The sequence below is a fragment of the Pseudomonas sp. R3-18-08 genome (assembly GCF_003852065.1).
Taxonomy (GTDB): domain Bacteria; phylum Pseudomonadota; class Gammaproteobacteria; order Pseudomonadales; family Pseudomonadaceae; genus Aquipseudomonas.
Map to the genome: position 1 here is coordinate 5,173,832 of NZ_CP027729.1, position 21,690 is coordinate 5,195,521.

The following is a 21,690-nucleotide window of genomic DNA, read 5'->3' on the forward strand; positions in this document are numbered from 1 at the left end:
CCTGCTTGTTTGGCCCTCCCGACGGGAGCAGCCAGAAAATCTTGCAAACCCCATGGTTTGCACCACCGCATCGGGTGGCTACAGCGCGTTAATGGCGGCGACCGAGTCGTCAGCCAAGAACGGAAAAAGGCCGGTGGCAAGAGCCACCAGCCATCAGCCTTCAGCTTAAAGCGTGGGCTGGAGACGCAAGGTCGATGCTTACTTCAGCTCGACTTTAGCGCCTGCTTCTTCCAGAGTAGCTTTGGCTTTGTCAGCAGCGTCTTTCGACACAGCTTCCAGAACCTGGGCAGGAGCGCCGTCAACTACAGCCTTGGCTTCTTTCAGGCCCAGACCGGTCAGTTCACGTACTGCCTTGATCACGTTTACTTTCTTCTCGCCAGCTTCCAGCAGCATGACGTTGAATTCGGTTTGCTCTTCAGCAGCGACAGCAGCAACAGCTGGGCCAGCGGAAGCAGCGGCAGCGGAAACGCCGAATTTTTCTTCGAAAGCTTTGATCAGCTCAACAACCTGCAGAACCGACATTTCAGCTACGGCGTTGAGGATATCGTCTTGGGAGATAGACATTGCTGTATTTCCTGAATTGGGGGACGGCCTACGCGGCCATCGAAATAAACAAAAATACGCGAGAGAAGTTGCTCAGCCTTAGGCTGCGGCAGCTTCTTTTTGCTCGCGAACTGCAGCCAGAGTACGAGCCAGCTTGCTGGTAGCGCCTTGAATCACGCTCATCAGCTGCGAAATGGCTTCGTCGCGGGTCGGCAGTGTTGCCAGTACGTCGATTTGGTTAGCTGCGAGGAACTTGCCCTCGAACGCAGCTGCCTTGATCTCGAACTTGTCCTGACTCTTGGCGAATTCCTTGAACAAACGGGCAGCAGCGCCTGGATGATCTTTGGAGAACGCGATCAGAGTCGGGCCGGTGAACACGTCGTTGAGCACACTGTATTCAGTGTCAGCAACGGCGCGTTTGAGCAAGGTGTTACGTACAACACGTACGTACACGCCAGCTTCACGAGCCTCTTTACGGAGTCCGGTCATAGCGCCTACTGTCACACCACGGGCATCAGCCACGACAGCGGACAGAGCAGCTTTGGCAGCCTCGTTGACTTCAGCGACGATGGCCTTCTTGTCTTCGAGATTAATTGCCACGGGTTTAACTCCTGCTTGTTACCGTTTCATCCGGCCTAGGCCTGATGTCGTTTTGGTGTCTGATTCGGTAAGGAACCGGGAGCACCATCTGCGTAGGCTTGTTGGTTTAAGACTTGCGTCGCCTACGGTCTTGGATAGCCCCCGCCAGGCAGGGACCCCAATCTTTCAATCGGCGCAATCACTTGCGCCAACCTGTGTCTTATACGTCCAGCGAGCCTTGGTCGATGACCAGACCTGGGCCCATAGTGGTGCTCAGGGTAACGCGCTTGACGTAGATACCTTTCGAGGAAGCAGGCTTGATACGCTTCAGATCAGCGATCAGGGCTTCAACGTTTTCCTTCAGCTTGACGGCATCGAAGCCGACTTTGCCAACGGAGGTGTGAATGATGCCGTTTTTGTCGGTGCGATAACGAACCTGACCAGCCTTGGCGTTTTTAACCGCGGTAGCTACGTCTGGGGTTACGGTACCGACTTTAGGGTTAGGCATCAGGCCACGTGGACCCAGGATCTGACCCAACTGACCTACAACGCGCATTGCATCCGGGGAGGCAATAACGACGTCATAGTTCAGGTCGCCGCCTTTCATTTCGGCAGCCAGGTCGTCCATGCCAACGCGATCGGCGCCGGCGGCCAGAGCAGCTTCAGCAGCCGGGCCTTGGGTGAAAACGGCAACACGTACGGTCTTGCCAGTACCGTGTGGCAGCACAGTAGCGCTACGAACGACCTGGTCGGATTTACGTGGGTCAACACCCAGGTTCACAGCAACGTCAACGGACTCGCTGAACTTGACAGTCGACAGCTCGGTCAGCAGAGCAGCAGCGTCTACAAAATTGTAGGCCTTGCCCGCTTCGATTTTGCCAGCGATAGCCTTTTGGCGCTTGGTCAGCTTAGCCATTACACACCCTCCACGTTAAGGCCCATGCTACGAGCAGAACCGGCGATGGTACGCACGGCTGCATCCATATCAGCTGCAGTCAGATCCGCGTTTTTGGTTTTCGCGATTTCTTCCAGCTGAGCACGAGTTACGGTGCCAACCTTAACGGTGTTCGGACGAGCGGAACCGCTAGTCAGACCGGCAGCTTTCTTCAGAAGAACCGAAGCCGGAGTCGACTTGGTTTCGAAAGTGAAGCTACGGTCGCTGTATACAGTGATGATCACTGGAGTCGGCAGACCTGGCTCAAGACCCTGAGTACGGGCGTTGAAAGCCTTGCAGAATTCCATGATGTTCACGCCGTGCTGACCCAGAGCTGGACCGACGGGTGGGCTAGGGTTGGCCTGAGCGGCCTTCACTTGCAGCTTGATGTAAGCGGTAATCTTCTTGGCCATGAGGCACTCCAATTACGGGTTCGAACGCCTCGAAAGGCTCCCCGGTTACTTGCGCGTTTATCCCAGTGACGACAAAACCCCACAGCCTAGGCTGCGGGGTTGGGATGCTTGCTCAGCTAGACCTTCTCGACCTGACTGAACTCCAACTCTACCGGAGTAGAGCGACCGAAAATGAGCACTGCCACTTGGATCCGGCTCTTTTCGTAGTTAACCTCTTCGACAGTGCCGTTGAAATCAGCGAACGGACCGTCTGTAACACGAACAACCTCACCTGGCTCGAACAACGTCTTCGGCTTAGGTTTGTCGCTACCGTCAGCAACGCGACGCAGAATTGCTTCCGCCTCTTTGTCAGTGATCGGCGCAGGCTTATCAGCGGTACCGCCAATGAAACCCATGACACGAGGAGTGTCCTTGACCAAGTGCCAAGTACCTTCGTTCATGTCCATCTGTACCAGCACGTAGCCAGGGAAGAACTTGCGTTCACTCTTGCGCTTCTGACCATTCCGCATTTCAACCACTTCTTCAGTGGGAACCAGAATTTCGCCGAAGCCATCTTCCATGCCTGCCAGCTTTACGCGCTCCAGCAAAGAGCGCATAACATGCTTCTCGTAACCCGAGTAAGCATGCACAACGTACCAACGCTTAGCCACGGGACACCCTTAGCCAACAATCAAGGAAACAAGCCAGCCGAGCAGGGAATCAAGCCCCCACAACAGCAACGCCATAACCAGAACGACAGCCACGACAATCAATGTGGTCTGTGTGGTTTCTTGGCGAGTCGGCCAAACGACTTTACGAATTTCGGTGCGAGCTTCCTTTACCAGGACCGCGAAAGACTTGCCTTTAGCGGTCTGCAGACCTACAAAGGCAGCTACAGCAGCAAGGGCAAGCAAAGCGAGAACGCGGTACAGGATCGGCGAAGCAGAATAGTACTGATTGCCAACAACGCCTACGACCACCAAGGCGACTACGGCGAGCCACTTGAACAGATCGAAACGAGAGCTTTGAGCTTCAGCCTTAGGAGTCATCTATGAAGATCCTGTGAAAAGAAAGCCAGACACACCACGTGAATCTGGCAGGTCAGGAGGGAATCGAACCCCCAACCTACGGTTTTGGAGACCGTCGCTCTGCCAATTGAGCTACTGACCTAAAACAAAATCAGGCCGACCATTATGCAGGCCCGAAAAAGACTTTACAACAACCAACCCCAACAGACTTGAAATCAACTGACAACCAACGCCAGAAACAACATGACACAAGCCGAGGCAGCCGTTAAAACAAAGGCAGATATTTTCATATCTGCCTTGTTATATGGAGCTCTTGAGCGGATTTGAACCGCTGACCTCACCCTTACCAAGGGTGTGCTCTACCAACTGAGCTACAAGAGCAAAACACCGTGCACAACCTGCAAACTTGGAGCGGGTAGCGGGAATCGAACCCGCATCATCAGCTTGGAAGGCTGAGGTTCTACCACTAAACTATACCCGCGGAGCTTGCAGCTCACGCTAAAATGGTGGAGGGGGAAGGATTCGAACCTTCGAAGTCGTAGACGTCAGATTTACAGTCTGATCCCTTTGGCCGCTCGGGAACCCCTCCTAAGCGAGCCGGCATTTTACATCACGCCGACCTTCTGTCAAGCATTTTCTCATTTAAATTATGAGGTTAGCTGCATTGACGTCGCTTCCCACCAAAGCCTCTGAAGGTCTTCACTGCGAAGCGGGCGCCATTCTATGCAAACTATTCGAGAGTTGCAATGCCTTCGCACAGCATTATTTTGTGTTTTAACTCATTGAATTCCTTAGCAAGGTTTTCAAAGGGCAGATCATCCGCCAAGCGCCTGCTTTCAGGGGCCACTCGAAGCCAGTAACCGCTGGCCTCAGGCATGTTCAGCAATTGGACCTTGACCTTTATATCCAGGCTGGTGAGGCGCTGCTCGACAGCTTGCGCCTGACGCTGATCGGTAAATCCTCCGATGTACAGGCAGGAATTTTGCGTGTCGGGCGTTTTTGCACGATCTCTGCGAGCCATCGTTTCGGAAGATTCACTCAGCAATCGTATGTCCTGCTGGGAGCCACGATGAAGGCTCAGTGGGGTGACGTCCTTGGCGCGCAATGGCGCCTCTTGCTGATGCCATATGTAATAAAAGACGTTGAGGATCAGTAGAAGCAGGAACAGCCAACGCATAAACACCTCATAACAACGGACATGCCATTGCCAGACCAATAAATACCAGATCAGGAACAAGCCGCGCCTGCGGCACAGCGTCGAACACCAGGTCAGCATCTCCACCGGTCAGGAACACCGTGAAGTCATCCCCCCAATAACTTCTGGCAAGCTCGATCTGTGTCAACACAAACCCCCTTAGCATCAGTGTACAGCCACGCTCGACCGCCTCGGCGGTTGTACGTCCAGGCGTTAGACGTTCCAGAGCACGCTCAGCAGCAGCATCGTCGTAGCGTATCTTGCGGGTATGCGTGCGCAGCTGGTTGCGCATAAGAGGCAGACCTGGGCAAATGAAACCTCCCAAGTGTTCGCCATCGGCATCGATAAAATCGGCAGTCGCCGCAGTGCCAAAATCCAGCACCAGGCAAGCGCCTGACGCCAACTTGTACCCACCAAGGATCGCCAGCCAACGATCAAGACCAAGCCGTTCGAAATCGTCATAGCCATTGCGAACGCCCGCCATCTGCGCAGCCGATGTCGCGCACGAAACAGTGATGCCAAAGGCCTGGACCAATGTCTCGACCAGCTTGTTTGTTTCCTCCAGCGCACGAACGCTCACCAGCCGGCAACGGGTGAGCGACATATCTGGCACCGCATTCAGGCTTTCAATCAATGCGAGATTCGAACCGACAACGCCCTCCGCCACGGCGGCCACCCTGTCGGCACCCAGCACTCGCCATTTGATAAAGCTATTCCCACAGTCGAGTTCAAGAATCATCACGCAACCTCAGGCTTAGCTCACCGCCGCTGTAAGTTTTCTCAACACCGTCAACGCTCAAGCGCAACGCACCTTGACGGTCAACACCGAGTACCACTCCATCAATACGACTCACACCGGCGATAAGCGATACCGCCCGCCCTTGCCATGCATGATTGCTCTCCCATTCCTCCTGAAGAGCTGAAAAGCCAGACTCCCTGTGCCGATCCAGGTAGCGCTGGAGCTGCAAGCTGACTTGGGCCACCAAGGCATTACGATCAGCAGCAGAACCCGTCTCAAGCTGTACCGACGTCCATTGCTGGTCAACCTCGGCCTTCTGCATATTCACGTTGATGCCGATGCCGACAACCACGTGACAGATGTCTGCCGGATCCCCCACCAACTCCAGCAATATTCCAGCAATCTTCTTCTGCCCGACCAATACGTCGTTTGGCCATTTCAAGACTGGGCCCTGCACACCCGACTCTCGCAAAGCCTGGATGACTGCCAAGCCAACCACAAGACTCAAGCCCTCCAATTGCCGGAGACCATCCTCAATACGCAGCACGAGACTGTAATAGATGTTTTGGGCGAATGGACTGACCCACTTTCGACCACGTCTGCCCCGGCCGGCTGTTTGCTGCTCAGCCAATACCAGAACCGGCGCGGCTTGCGCGGCACCCACCAAGCGCAACGCCTCAGCGTTGGTGGAATCAATCGAGTCATGAATGTGGATAGGCCACGGCAACGAAGGCACAGTTCGCGTAATTTCTTCTGCATTCAAAAATACCAGCGGCGATGCTAGCTGGTATCCCTTACCACGCACCTTATGAATAGGCAGATTCAATTCAGCCTCGAGAAGCTGAAGCTGCTTCCACACGGCACTGCGGCTAACGCCCAGGGCGGCACCCAGCGCCTCTCCGGAATGGAATCGGCCATCTTTCAGAAGTTCTAACAGCGTAAGCATGCAGGTATCGCCTCACAATGAGGCACGCATAATAGCCATGCGAAGAGGCATTGCATAGAAAGGCCGCACATCCCCAGCCGGAGATATATACCCCTGGCCCTTTTCGACCGCCCAAAACAAAACCCCACCTGCTTTCGCAAATGGGGTTTCGGAATTTAATCTTGACGATGACCTACTCTCACATGGGGAAACCCCACACTACCATCGGCGATGCATCGTTTCACTACTGAGTTCGGGATGGGATCAGGTGGTTCCAATGCTCTATGGTCGTCAAGAAATTCGGGTACTGAGTCGTGACCATGTGGCCTCGCTTCAGCAAATTGGGTATGGGATAGGTTTCGGTGTTTTGTGAGCCTCGAACTTTCGGTTCATTGCGTCTTCACACACCGCAATCTGATGCTCTTTCGAGTAGTCAAATTGCTTGGGTGTTATATGGTCAAGCCTCACGGGCAATTAGTATTGGTTAGCTCAACGCCTCACAGCGCTTACACACCCAACCTATCAACGTCGTAGTCTTCGACGGCCCTTCAGGGGACTCAAGGTCCCAGTGAGATCTCATCTTGAGGCTAGTTTCCCGCTTAGATGCTTTCAGCGGTTATCTATTCCGAACATAGCTACCCGGCAATGCCACTGGCGTGACAACCGGAACACCAGAGGTTCGTCCACTCCGGTCCTCTCGTACTAGGAGCAGCCCCTCTCAAATCTCAAACGTCCACGGCAGATAGGGACCGAACTGTCTCACGACGTTCTAAACCCAGCTCGCGTACCACTTTAAATGGCGAACAGCCATACCCTTGGGACCGGCTTCAGCCCCAGGATGTGATGAGCCGACATCGAGGTGCCAAACACCGCCGTCGATATGAACTCTTGGGCGGTATCAGCCTGTTATCCCCGGAGTACCTTTTATCCGTTGAGCGATGGCCCTTCCATACAGAACCACCGGATCACTAAGACCTACTTTCGTACCTGCTCGACGTGTCTGTCTCGCAGTCAAGCGCGCTTTTGCCTTTATACTCTACGACCGATTTCCGACCGGTCTGAGCGCACCTTCGTACTCCTCCGTTACTCTTTAGGAGGAGACCGCCCCAGTCAAACTACCCACCATACACTGTCCTCGATCCGGATAACGGACCTGAGTTAGAACCTCAAAGTTGCCAGGGTGGTATTTCAAGGTTGGCTCCACGCGAACTGGCGTCCACGCTTCAAAGCCTCCCACCTATCCTACACAAGCAAATTCAAAGTCCAGTGCAAAGCTATAGTAAAGGTTCACGGGGTCTTTCCGTCTAGCCGCGGATACACTGCATCTTCACAGCGATTTCAATTTCACTGAGTCTCGGGTGGAGACAGCGCCGCCATCGTTACGCCATTCGTGCAGGTCGGAACTTACCCGACAAGGAATTTCGCTACCTTAGGACCGTTATAGTTACGGCCGCCGTTTACCGGGGCTTCGATCAAGAGCTTCGCGTTAGCTAACCCCATCAATTAACCTTCCGGCACCGGGCAGGCGTCACACCCTATACGTCCACTTTCGTGTTTGCAGAGTGCTGTGTTTTTAATAAACAGTCGCAGCGGCCTGGTATCTTCGACCGGCATGAGCTTACGGAGCAAGTCCTTCACCCTCACCGGCGCACCTTCTCCCGAAGTTACGGTGCCATTTTGCCTAGTTCCTTCACCCGAGTTCTCTCAAGCGCCTTGGTATTCTCTACCCAACCACCTGTGTCGGTTTGGGGTACGGTTCCTGGTTACCTGAAGCTTAGAAGCTTTTCTTGGAAGCATGGCATCAACCACTTCGTCGTCTAAAAGACAACTCGTCATCAGCTCTCGGCCTTAGAATCCCGGATTTACCTAAGATTCCAGCCTACCACCTTAAACTTGGACAACCAACGCCAAGCTGGCCTAGCCTTCTCCGTCCCTCCATCGCAATAACCAGAAGTACAGGAATATTAACCTGTTTTCCATCGACTACGCTTTTCAGCCTCGCCTTAGGGACCGACTAACCCTGCGTCGATTAACGTTGCGCAGGAAACCTTGGTCTTTCGGCGTGGGTGTTTTTCACACCCATTGTCGTTACTCATGTCAGCATTCGCACTTCTGATACCTCCAGCAAGCTTCTCAACTCACCTTCACAGGCTTACAGAACGCTCCTCTACCGCATCACTTACGTGATACCCGTAGCTTCGGTGTATGGTTTGAGCCCCGTTACATCTTCCGCGCAGGCCGACTCGACTAGTGAGCTATTACGCTTTCTTTAAAGGGTGGCTGCTTCTAAGCCAACCTCCTAGCTGTCTAAGCCTTCCCACATCGTTTCCCACTTAACCATAACTTTGGGACCTTAGCTGACGGTCTGGGTTGTTTCCCTTTTCACGACGGACGTTAGCACCCGCCGTGTGTCTCCCATGCTCGGCACTTGTAGGTATTCGGAGTTTGCATCGGTTTGGTAAGTCGGGATGACCCCCTAGCCGAAACAGTGCTCTACCCCCTACAGTGATACATGAGGCGCTACCTAAATAGCTTTCGAGGAGAACCAGCTATCTCCGAGCTTGATTAGCCTTTCACTCCGATCCACAGGTCATCCGCTAACTTTTCAACGGTAGTCGGTTCGGTCCTCCAGTTAGTGTTACCCAACCTTCAACCTGCCCATGGATAGATCGCCCGGTTTCGGGTCTATTCCCAGCGACTAGACGCCCTATTAAGACTCGCTTTCGCTACGCCTCCCCTATTCGGTTAAGCTCGCCACTGAAAATAAGTCGCTGACCCATTATACAAAAGGTACGCAGTCACCCAACAAAGTGGGCTCCCACTGCTTGTACGCATACGGTTTCAGGATCTATTTCACTCCCCTCTCCGGGGTTCTTTTCGCCTTTCCCTCACGGTACTAGTTCACTATCGGTCAGTCAGTAGTATTTAGCCTTGGAGGATGGTCCCCCCATATTCAGACAAAGTTTCTCGTGCTCCGTCCTACTCGATTTCATGACTAAGAGATTTTCGCGTACAGGGCTATCACCCACTATGGCCGCACTTTCCAGAGCGTTCCGCTAATCTCAAAGCCACTTAAGGGCTAGTCCCCGTTCGCTCGCCACTACTAAGGGAATCTCGGTTGATTTCTTTTCCTCAGGGTACTTAGATGTTTCAGTTCCCCTGGTTCGCTCCATACACCTATGTATTCAGTGTAAGGTAACCATCTTATGATGGCTGGGTTCCCCCATTCAGACATCTCCGGATCAAAGTCTGTTTGCCGACTCCCCGAAGCTTTTCGCAGGCTACCACGTCTTTCATCGCCTCTGACTGCCAAGGCATCCACCGTATGCGCTTCTTCACTTGACCATATAACCCCAAGCAATCTGGTTATACTGTGAAGACAACATTCGCCGAAAATTCGATCATACTCAATTAAGAGCGACTCACAAATTTTACCTTAGCCTGAGCCGTTACCAGTGAAAGTAACGTCCAGTCTATCTTTCTATCACATACCCAAATTTTTAAAGAACGAACTAGTCAAAGACTAGAAATCAACATTCACCATCACAACAATGGAATGCTCATTTCTAAGCTTTCTACAAACAGAAGCAGTAGTGGTGGAGCCAAACGGGATCGAACCGTTGACCTCCTGCGTGCAAGGCAGGCGCTCTCCCAGCTGAGCTATGGCCCCGTATTTCTACAGGCGTTTCCCACACAAAATTGGTGGGTCTGGGCAGATTCGAACTGCCGACCTCACCCTTATCAGGGGTGCGCTCTAACCAACTGAGCTACAGACCCAATTTCGAGCTGCTAAGGCCGACCTCACCCTGCTCTTTACCACAAAGCATGGGGTGCGCTCTAACCAACTAAGCTACAACCCTTTGGGCTGCTTCTTTTCGTCTTCTTCAATGAATCAAGCAATTCGTGTGGGAACTTATGGAGCAGCTGATGTCGTCGATTAAGGAGGTGATCCAGCCGCAGGTTCCCCTACGGCTACCTTGTTACGACTTCACCCCAGTCATGAATCACACCGTGGTAACCGTCCTCCCGAAGGTTAGACTAGCTACTTCTGGTGCAACCCACTCCCATGGTGTGACGGGCGGTGTGTACAAGGCCCGGGAACGTATTCACCGCGACATTCTGATTCGCGATTACTAGCGATTCCGACTTCACGCAGTCGAGTTGCAGACTGCGATCCGGACTACGATCGGTTTTCTGGGATTAGCTCCACCTCGCGGCTTGGCAACCCTCTGTACCGACCATTGTAGCACGTGTGTAGCCCAGGCCGTAAGGGCCATGATGACTTGACGTCATCCCCACCTTCCTCCGGTTTGTCACCGGCAGTCTCCTTAGAGTGCCCACCATAACGTGCTGGTAACTAAGGACAAGGGTTGCGCTCGTTACGGGACTTAACCCAACATCTCACGACACGAGCTGACGACAGCCATGCAGCACCTGTCTCAATGTTCCCGAAGGCACCAATCCATCTCTGGAAAGTTCATTGGATGTCAAGGCCTGGTAAGGTTCTTCGCGTTGCTTCGAATTAAACCACATGCTCCACCGCTTGTGCGGGCCCCCGTCAATTCATTTGAGTTTTAACCTTGCGGCCGTACTCCCCAGGCGGTCAACTTAATGCGTTAGCTGCGCCACTAAGAGCTCAAGGCTCCCAACGGCTAGTTGACATCGTTTACGGCGTGGACTACCAGGGTATCTAATCCTGTTTGCTCCCCACGCTTTCGCACCTCAGTGTCAGTGTTGGTCCAGGTGGTCGCCTTCGCCACCGGTGTTCCTTCCTATATCTACGCATTTCACCGCTACACAGGAAATTCCACCACCCTCTACCACACTCTAGTCAGTCAGTTTTGAATGCAGTTCCCAGGTTGAGCCCGGGGATTTCACATCCAACTTAACAAACCACCTACGCGCGCTTTACGCCCAGTAATTCCGATTAACGCTTGCACCCTCTGTATTACCGCGGCTGCTGGCACAGAGTTAGCCGGTGCTTATTCTGTCGGTAACGTCAAAACAATCACGTATTAGGTAACTGCCCTTCCTCCCAACTTAAAGTGCTTTACAATCCGAAGACCTTCTTCACACACGCGGCATGGCTGGATCAGGCTTTCGCCCATTGTCCAATATTCCCCACTGCTGCCTCCCGTAGGAGTCTGGACCGTGTCTCAGTTCCAGTGTGACTGATCATCCTCTCAGACCAGTTACGGATCGTCGCCTTGGTGAGCCATTACCTCACCAACTAGCTAATCCGACCTAGGCTCATCTGATAGCGCAAGGCCCGAAGGTCCCCTGCTTTCTCCCGTAGGACGTATGCGGTATTAGCGTCCGTTTCCGAACGTTATCCCCCACTACCAGGCAGATTCCTAGGCATTACTCACCCGTCCGCCGCTCTCAAGAGAAGCAAGCTTCTCTCTACCGCTCGACTTGCATGTGTTAGGCCTGCCGCCAGCGTTCAATCTGAGCCATGATCAAACTCTTCAGTTCAAACATCTTTGGGTTTTTAAGAAACCCTAAACTTGGCTCAGCAATCGTTGGTTACATCTTTGATTTCTCGCGGAGTAACTTGTGATGCTGATAATCTTGTTGACTATCAGTCTGACTCCACAAGCACCCACACGAATTGCTTGATTCAGTTGTTAAAGAGCGGTTGGTTAAGAGCTATTCGTCTCAACCGAGGCGCGCATTCTACAGCAGCCTCATTTGCTGTCAAGCGGTTATTTTCATAAGTTTTCGAAGATTTCTTCAACAACTTCAACCACTTGCGCTTGCGATCTCTCGTAAGCGGGAGGCGAATTCTACAGCGTTACACGCTGCTGTCAACACCTCTTTTTCAACTTCCTTTTGGCTTCGATGGACTGAAGCAACTTGCTATCGAAACCTACTTAACTCATTGTTTAGCAAGGAGTTTTCCGTTTCGGCTGCGCCGGAAGTGGGGCGAATTATAGAGTGATATAATTCGCCGTCAAGCCCTAATTAACGACTTATTCGGATTTGAGCGTGATACGCGCAAATGCCTTCTTTCCCGCCTGGCAAACATGAGTCGCGCCCAGCTCGTATATAAAGGTGCGATCAACCACCTCGCCATCTATACGCACGCCACCCGAGCCGAGAAGATCACGGGCAACCGCTGAGTTCTTCACCAAGCCCGCCTTATTAAGGACAGCCGCGATCGGCATTGCTTCTGCCGCCGTCAACTCGATCTCCGGCAGATCGTCCGGCAACTCGCCATCCTTCATACGATTACCGGCCGCACGGTGAGCGTTGGCCGCAGCCTCTTCACCATGAAAGCGCGCCACGATCTCTTCGGCCAACTTGATCTTCACATCACGCGGATTGGCACCTGCCTCCACATCAGCACGCAACGCGTTGATCTCATCCATCGAGCGGAAGCTCAGCAACTCGAAGTAACGCCACATCAACGAGTCCGGAATGGAAACCAGCTTGCCGTACATCACGCCCGGCGCTTCCTGGATGCCGACATAGTTGCCCAGCGACTTGGACATCTTCTTGACGCCGTCCAACCCCTCCAGCAACGGCATGGTCAAAATGCACTGAGCTTCCTGCCCATAGGCACGCTGCAGCTCACGCCCCATCAACAGGTTGAACTTCTGATCCGTCCCACCCAGCTCGACGTCTGCACGCAAAGCCACCGAGTCGTAACCCTGGACCAACGGGTAAAGAAACTCATGGATAGCGATCGGCTGGTTGGTGGAGTAGCGTTTGTCGAAGTCATCACGCTCAAGCATGCGCGCGACGGTATATTGCGACGTCAGGCGAATGAAATCCGCCGGCCCCATCTGGTCCATCCAAGTGGAGTTGAATGCCACCTCGGTTTTGGCCGGATCAAGGATTTTGAATACCTGGGTCTTGTAGGTCTCGGCATTGTCGAGCACTTGCTCGCGAGTCAGCGGCGGACGCGTTGCGCTCTTGCCGCTCGGGTCGCCGATCATCCCGGTGAAGTCACCTATAAGGAAGATGACTTGATGACCCAGCTCCTGGAACTGACGCAGCTTATTAATAAGCACGGTATGGCCAAGGTGCAGATCCGGCGCGGTTGGGTCAAAGCCGGCCTTAATACGCAGGGGCTGGCCACGCTTGAGCTTTTCGACCAGCTCAGCTTCGACCAACAGTTCTTCCGCACCACGTTTTATCAGCGCTAGCTGCTCTTCAACCGACTTCATAACAGACCCGCAAGGCTCAGATTCAAAAGGGAACCAACCATACAAGATCAGGGACTAATTACAAGTTTTGCCCTGCGCACGGACACCATTGCGCAAGCCCAGCGTTCGCGAGCTTGCGCCACAGATGATTTGGTTATATTTTATACAGTTATTTCATCTTCATCATGTCATTCATCTTTTCCATTTCATCTTTAAAGTCAAAATACCTATGACCACTGAACCGTCTAAAGCGCCGCCGCTTTACCCGAAGACCCACCTGCTCGCCGCAAGTGGTATCGCCGCCCTTCTCAGCCTGGCACTCCTGGTATTCCCTTCCAGTGACGTAGAAGCCAAACGAACATCCCTAAGCCTCGACCTGGAAAGCCCTGTTGAGCAACTGACACAAGATCAAGACGCTTCCGACGAGCAACAAGCCACAAATACCCCTGCTGAGTCTCCGTTCGCACAGATTGAGAACACGCCTGAGGAGACTCAGGAAGCCGCCCAGGAAAAGCCCGCAGCAGTTGCAGCCAAGAGTCCTCAGCACCGCGAAGTGATCGTGAGTAAAGGCGACACACTGTCAACGCTGTTCGAAAAGGTTGGATTGCCTGCCGCCACCGTCAATGACGTCCTGGCCACCGATAAGCAAGCCAAGCAATTCACCCAGCTCAAACATGGGCAGAAGCTTGAGTTCGAACTGACGCCCGACGGCCAGTTGAACAACCTGCACACCAATATCAATGACCTGGAAAGCATCAGCCTGAGCAAAGGCGCAAAGGGTTTTGCCTTCAATCGCATCACCACCAAACCGGTTATGCGGTCTGCCTACGTACACGGCGTGATCAATAGCTCGCTGTCGCAATCCGCCGCCCGCGCGGGCCTTTCCCACAGCATGACCATGGATATGGCCAGCGTATTTGGCTACGACATCGACTTCGCCCAAGACATTCGCCAGGGTGACGAATTCGATGTGATCTACGAGCAGAAAGTTGCCAACGGCAAAGTGGTCGGCACTGGCAACATCCTTTCTGCGCGCTTCACCAACCGCGGCAAAACCTACACCGCAGTGCGCTACACCAACAAACAGGGCAACAGCAGTTACTACACCGCTGATGGCAACAGCATGCGCAAGGCGTTCATCCGCACACCGGTGGACTTCGCTCGTATTAGCTCGCGTTTCTCCATGGGTCGCAAGCATCCAATTCTGAACAAAATCCGCGCTCACAAAGGTGTCGACTATGCCGCTCCCCGTGGCACGCCAATCAAGGCAGCTGGCGACGGTAAGGTTCTGTTGGCCGGGCGTCGCGGTGGTTACGGCAACACGGTGATCATCCAGCACGGCAACACCTACCGTACGCTGTATGGCCACATGCAAGGGTTTGCCAAGGGCGTCAAAACCGGTGGCAACGTGAAGCAGGGGCAAGTGATCGGTTACATCGGCACGACTGGCCTGTCCACCGGGCCGCACTTGCATTATGAATTCCAGGTCAACGGGGTACACGTAGATCCATTGGGCCAAAAACTGCCAATGGCCGACCCGATCGCCAAGGCAGAACGCGCGCGCTTCATGCAACAAAGCCAGCCACTGATGGCCCGTATGGATCAGGAGCGCTCCACCCTGCTGGCTTCGGCGAAGCGTTAAGGCATGCCGCGTTATATCGGTGTGATGTCCGGGACCAGCCTCGATGGCCTGGATATCGCCCTTATCGAACAAGATTCGGCGATCAGTCTGATCGCCACCCATTACATCCCCATGCCTGCCCCTCTGCGCGCCGAGCTGCTAAGCCTGTGCGCCAGCGGCCCGGATGAGATCGCCCGTTCGGCAATCGCCCAGCAATCCTGGGTAACACTCGCCGCTCAAGGCATCCACACCTTGCTGGCCCAGCAAAACCTCACCGCTCAGGACATCCGTGCGATTGGCAGCCACGGGCAGACCATCCGCCATGAACCTGCCCGAGGTTTTACGGTACAGATCGGCAATCCTGCGTTGCTCACCGAGCTGACCGGCATCACGGTGGTCAGTGACTTCCGCAGCCGCGACGTCGCCGCAGGCGGTCAGGGCGCGCCCTTGGTGCCTGCCTTCCACGAGGCGCTGTTCGGTGAAAGTACCGGCAACCGTGCGGTGTTGAATGTCGGCGGTTTCAGCAACCTGAGCCTGATAGAAACCGGCAAGCCGGTATCGGGCTTCGACTGCGGCCCGGGTAATGTCTTGCTGGACGCGTGGATTCATCATCAACGTGGCGAACACTTTGATCGTGACGGGCAATGGGCAGCCAGCGGCAAGGTTCAGCCGCAGTTACTCAACACGCTGCTCAGCGACCCTTTTTTCGCGACCAAAGGCCCGAAAAGTACCGGCCGGGAAGTTTTCAATCTGCGTTGGCTGCAGCAACATCTCGACGGGCTGCCAGCGTTTCTTCCCGAGGACGTGCAAGCCACCTTGCTGGAGCTGACCAGCCTGACCATCGTCGAATCTCTGCAAAGCGCCCAACCTCAGACAGAAACCCTGTTGATATGCGGCGGCGGCGCCCACAACGGAACGCTGATGAAGCGATTGGCCGCGCTGCTACCGTCCACACAGGTCAGTAGCACCGCGCTCTATGGCGTAGACCCGGACTGGGTGGAAGCCATGGCCTTCGCCTGGCTGGCCCACTGCTGCCTGGAAGGCATCGCCGCGAACCGCCCCAGCGTCACGGGTGCTCGCGGGCTGCGCGTGCTGGGCGCGATCTACCCGGCCTGATCTCCAGGCAGCAAAACGCCGCTTGGCCGATCAAAGCCAAGCGGCGTTTTTTTATGCGTGCAGATCAGGCTTCGATCAGATCGAAAACGAAGACCCACAACCACAGGTCGTCGTAGCGTTAGGGTTCTTGATCACGAAACGCGACCCCTCGAGCCCTTCCTGGTAATCCACTTCAGCACCCGCCAGGTACTGGAAGCTCATCGGATCAACGACCAGGCTCACGCCCTCGCGCTCAACGATGGTGTCGTCATCGGCCACATCTTCATCGAAGGTAAAACCGTACTGAAACCCTGAACAACCGCCGCCCGTAACGAATACGCGCAGCTTCAAGCGATCATTACCCTCTTCATCGACCAGGCTCTTCACCTTGTGCGCAGCACCGTGGGTGAATTGCAAAGCCGTGGGGGTGAAGGATTCAACGCTCATGCTGATAATCTCCCGGCGTAGCGCCGCCATATGCGTAATGGCCGGTATTATCCGCTTCTCCTAGAAAAGCGGTCAACTATTATGGGAGCAGCGGCAAGCCTCAAGCCATTGAGGTCCAAGCTTGCCGCTGACAACTTGAAGCTTGCAGCTGCCTTTAAGGCAACATACCCGCATGGGACAAGCCCAACTTCTCATCCAGACCAAACAGGATGTTCATGTTCTGCACCGCCTGGCCCGATGCGCCCTTGACCAGGTTATCGATCACCGACAACACCACCACCAGGTCGCCATCCTGCGGACGATGCACCGCAATCCGGCACACGTTGGCGCCCCGCACGCTACGGGTTTCCGGATGGCTGCCCGCCGGCATCACATCGACGAACGGTTCGTTGGCATAACGCTTTTCGAACAATGCCTGCAGGTCTACCGAGCGATCGACAACGGTCGCGTACAACGTGGAGTGGATCCCACGGATCATCGGCGTCAGGTGCGGTACGAAGGTCAGGCCCACGTCCTTACCCGCAGCACGGCGCAACCCCTGGCGAATTTCAGGCAGGTGACGATGCCCTTTGACTGCATAGGCTTTCATGCTTTCCGACGTCTCGGAGTACAGCGAGCCCACTGCGGCCCCACGACCGGCGCCGCTGACGCCCGACTTGCAGTCCGCGATCAGACGCGAAGCATCCGCCAAGCCGGCTTCCAGCAGCGGCAGGAAACCCAGCTGGGTCGCAGTCGGATAGCAACCCGGCACCGCGATCAGGCGGGCCTGCTTGATCTGCTCACGATTGACTTCCGGCAAGCCGTACACCGCCGCCTCCAGTAACTCTGGCGCGCCGTGGGGCTGGCCGTACCACTTGGCCCACTCATCGGCATCTTGCAGGCGGAAGTCCGCCGACAGATCGATAACCTTGGTGCCCGCCGCCAACAGCTCGCCGGCCAACGCGTGCGCAACCCCGTGAGGCGTGGCGAAGAACACCACATCGCAGGCGCCCAACGTCTTGATGTCCGGCACGCTGAAGGCCAGGCCGTCGTAGTGGCCTCGTAGGTTGGGGTACATATCGGCCACGGCCAGGCCAGCCTCGGAGCGTGAAGTGATGACCACCACCTCAGCCTGCGGATGCTGAGCCAACAGACGCAGCAATTCGACACCGGTGTAACCCGTGCCGCCGACGATACCGACCTTGACCATAAACCTGCCCTCAACGAACCCACTGGAAAGCCGTCGATAATAGGGGCCGTATCGCCCTGCGACAACCGCCAACGTGACGTACGGGCGCATGAGCTACTACTATCTTCGCTACCGTGAACCTGGGAATTACTAAAAATGCTCTATCTATGGGTCAAAGCCTTCCATATCGTCAGCATCGTCTGCTGGTTTGCCGGGCTGTTCTACCTGCCACGCCTGTTTGTCTACCACGCCCAAAGCGAAGACACCGTCAGCAAGGAGCGCTTCAGCGTCATGGAGCGCAAGCTGTACCGGGGCATCATGGGCCCGGCGATGGTTGCCACGCTGGTTTTCGGCATCTGGTTGCTGGTGCTCAACCCCGGTATCTTCCAATCGGGCGCGTGGATCCACGCCAAACTCACCCTGGTCGTCCTGCTGATCGGCTACCACCACATGTGTGGCGCGCAGGTAAAACGCTTCGCTCGTGGCGAAAACACCCGCAGCCATGTCTTTTATCGCTGGTTCAATGAAGTGCCCGTTCTGATATTGCTGGCGGTCGTAATTCTGGTCGTGGTCAAACCGTTTTAACGTCATTATCCGGGGAACCTCCAATGTCGCTGCCCGCCCTGCTTGAACAACGTCTGCGCCTGCCTGTGGTGGCCGCGCCGATGTTCCTGATTTCCAACCCGCAACTGGTGCTGGCCTGCTGCCGCAACGGGGTCGTCGGCAGTTTCCCGGCGCTCAATCAACGCGAAAGCAGCGGCTTCAGGGCCTGGCTGGAGGAAATCGAAGCCGGCCTGGCGCTGTTGGATAACCCAGCGCCCTATGCCGTCAACCTGATCGTGCACAACAGTAACCCACGACTGGCGGCGGACCTGGCGATCTGCGTCGAGCACAAAGTGCCCATCGTCATCACCAGCCTCGGTGCGGTGAAGGAACTGGTCGATGCCGTGCACAGCTACGGCGGCCTGGTGTTTCATGACGTAACTACTCGTCGCCATGCCGAAAAGGCCGCTGAAGCGGGCGTCGACGGCCTGATCGCGGTCGCCGCCGGCGCGGGCGGTCACGCCGGCACTTGGAGCCCGTTCGCGCTGATTGCCGAAATACGCCAGTTCTTCGACAAAACCCTGTTGCTGGCCGGCTGTCTCAACCACGGTCGGGAGATTCTCGCCGCCCAAGTGCTTGGCGCAGACCTGGCGTATTTCGGCACGCGCTTTATCGGCACCACCGAAAGCCACGCCCCGGATGCGTATAAAGAGATGCTGCTCACAGCGCGCGCCGCCGACATCGTGCACACTCCGGCTGTTTCCGGCGTACCTGCAAGCTTTATGCGCCAGAGCCTGGAAAACGCCGGTTTTGATCTCGCTGCCCTTCAGGGCAAAGGTGAGGTCAACCTCGGCTCCAAGCTCAAACCGTTGAGCGATGAGGCCAAAGCATGGAAGACTGTATGGTCTGCCGGCCAAGGCGTCGGTGAGATCAATGATTTGCCGAGCGTGGATGAACTCGTCGTGCGACTCGATGCGCAATACCGCCAGGCACGCGAAAACGCAGCACAATTGCGCTGGCCACGTTGAACCAAATACCAGGCCTGCCAATTGGGCAGCCTGCATACCCTCCCCTGATCAAGTGACAAGGATGCCCGCATGAGCGACAGCCGTTTCAAGATTGTGTTCGACGGAGCCTTGCGCCCGGGTGTCGAAAGCACCACCGCCAAACTGAACCTCGCCGAGCTGTTCAAGAGCGATGTCGAAGCGATCGAAAAGCTTTTCACCGGCCGCCCGGTCGCGCTCAAGCGCGATCTGTCCCGCGCCGATGCCGACACCTACCTCACCGCCTTGCAAAACGCCGGCGTCGAGGCACGTATCGAAGCCGAACAACCCGTGGCTTTCAGCCTTGCCGAAACCCACGAAACAGGCGCATCGGCCTCGGACTTCTCGCACACCGCTGCATCGCCTTACGCACCGCCACGCGCTGCGGTCGGTGATAACTTGCCCGAGTACGCCACGCTCAAGGTCTTCACTATCCACGGGCGTATCGGTCGCCTGCGCTATCTCGCCTGGACGCTGGCACTGACCGTCGCGATGCTTGTGGCTGCAGGCATCATCAGCACCGTGGGTTTCGCGGTGGCCACTGCCTCGCCAACGATCGCGATCATTCTCGGCTCGCTGCTGGGCTTTGCACTGTTCGTTGCGCTCGTCGTGGTAAGCGTGCAAATCGGCGTGCAGCGCCTGCACGACCTGGGTTGGTCTGGCTGGCTGTACTTGCTGAACCTGGTTCCGCTGGTGAACAGCGTGTTCCCCCTGCTGCTGCTGGTACTGCCGGGTAACACTGGCGCCAACCAGTACGGTGCGCCCCCACCGCGCAACTCCACAGCGGTTAAAATCCTGGCTTCGTTGTGGCTGGCGTTTATCCCATTGATGCTCATCGTCGTGGTCACCCTGGGCATGAACGGCTATCTGGATCAACTCGAAGCCAACATGGGCAGCAGCTATGAAAGCAGCTCCCTGAGCACCGATGAAGATGCCGACCAAAGCGTCATCGGTGATGAAGACGCCGCGCAAAGTGCTGACGACGCGGCCGAACCTGTAGACTCTCCAGAACAGTGAAAAAACGCCCGCCGCCTGTGATGCCTCTGTCACAGGCCGGCGGCGTTGCGATGGAGAAAGGCATGACCCGTTACGCTCTGATCACCGGTGCCTCCAGTGGTATCGGCCTGGCTTTGGCCGAAGCCCTGGCCCGACGTGGCCGCAGCTTGATTCTGGTGGCCCGCCAGCGTGATCAGTTGGAAAGCATTGCGATCGAATTGACTCAGCGTTTCGGCGTCGAGGTGCTGTTTCGCGCCTGTGACCTTGGCGAGCCGCTGCGGTTGTCGGGTTTTTTGCTGGAACTCGAAGAAGGTGAGCGGCAGATCGACCTGCTGGTCAACTGCGCCGGTATCGGCACCAGCGGGCCGTTCCTGGCCCAGGACTGGATGACCGAGCAGGACCTGATCGAAGTCAACATCCTCGCCCTGACCCGCATGTGCCATGCGTTGGGCAATGCCATGGCATTGCACGGCGGCGGGCAGATTCTCAACGTGGCCTCGGTCGCCGCCTTCCAGCCAGGCCCGTGGATGAGCAGCTACTACGCAAGCAAAGCCTATGTGCTGCACTTTTCCGAAGGCTTGCGCGAGGAACTGAAGACCTGTGGCATCAAGGTCTCGGTGCTGTGCCCAGGCCCTACGCGCACCGCCTTCTTCGGTACCGCGCAAATGGACACCGCAAAGCTCGACCGCAGCCAACAGTTGATGAGTCCCGAAGAAGTCGCGCTCTATACCGTGCGTGCGCTGGAAAAGAACAAGGCCATTATCATCCCCGGACGGCGCAACCGCTGGCTGGCATTCAGCCCACGTCTGAGCCCGCGCTGGCTGACCCGCAAAATTGCCGGCGCCATCAACAAGGCCTATTGCCCGCGTTGACCGCTTGAGTACACTCACCTTCACTTTCACCCTGGAGAAACAGCTGTGGATACTCTGTTCACCAAGATCATCAACCGGGAAATACCCGCGAACATCATCTATGAAGATGACCAGGTACTGGCTTTCCACGATATCGCCCCACAGGCGCCGGTCCATTTCCTGGTCATCCCGAAAAAGCCCATTCGCACCCTCAATGACCTGACCGAAGACGACAAAGCCCTGGCTGGCCATATCCTGTTCACCGCCCAGCGCCTGGCGGTGGAACTAGGCTGCGAAAAAGGCTTCCGCGTGGTGATGAACTGCAACGAAGACGGCGGGCAGACCGTTTACCACATTCATATGCATGTGCTGGGTCAGCGCCAGATGAACTGGCCACCGGGCTGAGTGCGCAGGGCAAATTGACTCAGCGCAAACGCGCC

The 21,690-nt window shown here is 55.6% G+C and carries 19 protein-coding genes, 6 tRNA genes and 3 rRNA genes; 7 read left to right on the top strand and 21 right to left on the bottom strand.

Annotation, left to right across the window (positions count from 1 at the left end):
- Positions 1–198: 198 nt before the first annotated feature.
- From rplL to tyrS, 19 genes are all read right to left on the bottom strand, one after another.
- Positions 199–564 carry a 50S ribosomal protein L7/L12 gene (gene rplL, locus C4J92_RS23825; RefSeq protein WP_003176432.1) on the bottom strand — a complete coding sequence of 122 codons (366 nt, stop codon included), beginning with the start codon at positions 562–564 and terminating at the stop codon, positions 199–201.
- A 78-nt stretch (positions 565–642) separates the two neighbouring features.
- The gene (gene rplJ / locus C4J92_RS23830; RefSeq protein ID WP_003232405.1) at positions 643–1,143 is read right to left on the bottom strand and encodes a 50S ribosomal protein L10; all 501 of its coding nucleotides are present in this window, start codon (positions 1,141–1,143) and stop codon (positions 643–645) included.
- Between the two features lie 199 nt (positions 1,144–1,342).
- Positions 1,343–2,038, bottom strand: a complete 696-nt coding sequence (gene rplA, locus C4J92_RS23835; protein WP_003232403.1) for a 50S ribosomal protein L1 — start codon at positions 2,036–2,038, stop codon at positions 1,343–1,345.
- A complete protein-coding gene (rplK, locus tag C4J92_RS23840; protein WP_003176435.1) occupies positions 2,038–2,469 on the bottom strand; it encodes a 50S ribosomal protein L11 in 432 nt (143 codons plus the stop codon). The genes rplA and rplK overlap by 1 nt, the downstream gene beginning before the upstream one ends.
- A 116-nt stretch (positions 2,470–2,585) precedes the next feature.
- Positions 2,586–3,119, bottom strand: a complete 534-nt coding sequence (gene nusG, locus C4J92_RS23845; RefSeq protein ID WP_003176436.1) for a transcription termination/antitermination protein NusG — start codon at positions 3,117–3,119, stop codon at positions 2,586–2,588.
- A 9-nt stretch (positions 3,120–3,128) separates the two neighbouring features.
- Positions 3,129–3,497 carry a preprotein translocase subunit SecE gene (secE, locus tag C4J92_RS23850; protein ID WP_005791990.1) on the bottom strand — a complete coding sequence of 123 codons (369 nt, stop codon included), beginning with the start codon at positions 3,495–3,497 and terminating at the stop codon, positions 3,129–3,131.
- Between the two features lie 45 nt (positions 3,498–3,542).
- Positions 3,543–3,618, bottom strand: a tRNA-Trp gene (locus C4J92_RS23855).
- A gap of 163 nt (positions 3,619–3,781) precedes the next feature.
- Positions 3,782–3,857: transfer RNA gene (locus tag C4J92_RS23860), tRNA-Thr, on the bottom strand.
- Positions 3,858–3,883: 26 nt separating this feature from the next.
- Positions 3,884–3,957, bottom strand: a tRNA-Gly gene (locus C4J92_RS23865).
- 23 nt (positions 3,958–3,980) lie between these two features.
- Positions 3,981–4,065: transfer RNA gene (locus tag C4J92_RS23870), tRNA-Tyr, on the bottom strand.
- Between the two features lie 141 nt (positions 4,066–4,206).
- Entirely contained in the window at positions 4,207–4,653 is a 447-nt protein-coding gene (locus C4J92_RS23875; protein ID WP_124405422.1) for a hypothetical protein, read from the bottom strand.
- 7 nt (positions 4,654–4,660) lie between these two features.
- Positions 4,661–5,410, bottom strand: coding sequence for a pantothenate kinase (locus C4J92_RS23880; RefSeq protein ID WP_124405423.1), 750 nt, complete (start codon positions 5,408–5,410; stop codon positions 4,661–4,663).
- The gene (gene birA / locus C4J92_RS23885; RefSeq protein WP_124405424.1) at positions 5,400–6,356 is read right to left on the bottom strand and encodes a bifunctional biotin--[acetyl-CoA-carboxylase] ligase/biotin operon repressor BirA; all 957 of its coding nucleotides are present in this window, start codon (positions 6,354–6,356) and stop codon (positions 5,400–5,402) included. Before birA ends, C4J92_RS23880 begins: the two co-directional genes overlap by 11 nt.
- Before the next feature lie 159 nt (positions 6,357–6,515).
- Positions 6,516–6,631, bottom strand: a 5S ribosomal RNA gene (gene rrf, locus C4J92_RS23890).
- A gap of 157 nt (positions 6,632–6,788) precedes the next feature.
- Positions 6,789–9,680, bottom strand: a 23S ribosomal RNA gene (locus tag C4J92_RS23895).
- Positions 9,681–9,929: 249 nt separating this feature from the next.
- A tRNA-Ala gene (locus tag C4J92_RS23900) sits at positions 9,930–10,005 on the bottom strand.
- A 30-nt stretch (positions 10,006–10,035) separates the two neighbouring features.
- Positions 10,036–10,112, bottom strand: a tRNA-Ile gene (locus tag C4J92_RS23905).
- Between the two features lie 161 nt (positions 10,113–10,273).
- Positions 10,274–11,810: ribosomal RNA gene (locus tag C4J92_RS23910) — 16S ribosomal RNA — on the bottom strand.
- Together the 16S, 23S and 5S rRNA genes with 2 tRNA genes alongside form the textbook arrangement of a ribosomal RNA operon.
- 497 nt (positions 11,811–12,307) lie before the next feature.
- Positions 12,308–13,507, bottom strand: a complete 1,200-nt coding sequence (tyrS, locus tag C4J92_RS23920) for a tyrosine--tRNA ligase (RefSeq protein ID WP_124364620.1) — start codon at positions 13,505–13,507, stop codon at positions 12,308–12,310.
- A gap of 208 nt (positions 13,508–13,715) precedes the next feature.
- Here tyrS and C4J92_RS23930 point away from each other — a divergent pair, with 208 nt between their 5' ends.
- Both C4J92_RS23930 and C4J92_RS23935 read left to right on the top strand, forming a co-directional pair.
- Complete coding sequence (locus C4J92_RS23930) at positions 13,716–15,128, top strand: peptidoglycan DD-metalloendopeptidase family protein (protein WP_124405852.1); 1,413 nt, start codon at positions 13,716–13,718, stop codon at positions 15,126–15,128.
- Between the two features lie 3 nt (positions 15,129–15,131).
- Positions 15,132–16,223 (top strand): anhydro-N-acetylmuramic acid kinase, encoded by a 1,092-nt coding sequence (locus C4J92_RS23935; RefSeq protein ID WP_124405425.1) that lies wholly within the window; start codon positions 15,132–15,134, stop codon positions 16,221–16,223.
- Between the two features lie 75 nt (positions 16,224–16,298).
- Here C4J92_RS23935 and erpA read toward each other — a convergent pair whose 3' ends face one another.
- Together erpA and argC are read right to left on the bottom strand one after the other, a co-directional pair.
- On the bottom strand, positions 16,299–16,649 hold the full coding sequence (gene erpA, locus C4J92_RS23940) for an iron-sulfur cluster insertion protein ErpA (protein WP_003176443.1): 351 nt from the start codon (positions 16,647–16,649) through the stop codon (positions 16,299–16,301).
- Positions 16,650–16,803: 154 nt separating this feature from the next.
- Positions 16,804–17,838 carry an N-acetyl-gamma-glutamyl-phosphate reductase gene (gene argC / locus C4J92_RS23945; protein WP_124405426.1) on the bottom strand — a complete coding sequence of 345 codons (1,035 nt, stop codon included), beginning with the start codon at positions 17,836–17,838 and terminating at the stop codon, positions 16,804–16,806.
- 135 nt (positions 17,839–17,973) lie between these two features.
- On the opposite strand from argC, the gene hemJ reads away from it, so the two are divergent.
- The 5 genes from hemJ to C4J92_RS23970 all read left to right on the top strand — a co-directional run bounded on the left by hemJ (position 17,974) and on the right by C4J92_RS23970 (position 21,655).
- Positions 17,974–18,402, top strand: coding sequence for a protoporphyrinogen oxidase HemJ (hemJ, locus tag C4J92_RS23950; protein WP_124368536.1), 429 nt, complete (start codon positions 17,974–17,976; stop codon positions 18,400–18,402).
- A gap of 23 nt (positions 18,403–18,425) precedes the next feature.
- Complete coding sequence (locus C4J92_RS23955; RefSeq protein ID WP_124405427.1) at positions 18,426–19,388, top strand: nitronate monooxygenase family protein; 963 nt, start codon at positions 18,426–18,428, stop codon at positions 19,386–19,388.
- A 69-nt stretch (positions 19,389–19,457) separates the two neighbouring features.
- Positions 19,458–20,420, top strand: coding sequence for a DUF805 domain-containing protein (locus C4J92_RS23960; RefSeq protein WP_124368538.1), 963 nt, complete (start codon positions 19,458–19,460; stop codon positions 20,418–20,420).
- Between the two features lie 62 nt (positions 20,421–20,482).
- Positions 20,483–21,271, top strand: a complete 789-nt coding sequence (locus tag C4J92_RS23965; protein ID WP_124368539.1) for an SDR family oxidoreductase — start codon at positions 20,483–20,485, stop codon at positions 21,269–21,271.
- A gap of 45 nt (positions 21,272–21,316) precedes the next feature.
- On the top strand, positions 21,317–21,655 hold the full coding sequence (locus C4J92_RS23970; RefSeq protein WP_124364626.1) for a histidine triad nucleotide-binding protein: 339 nt from the start codon (positions 21,317–21,319) through the stop codon (positions 21,653–21,655).
- Positions 21,656–21,690 lie beyond the last annotated feature (35 nt).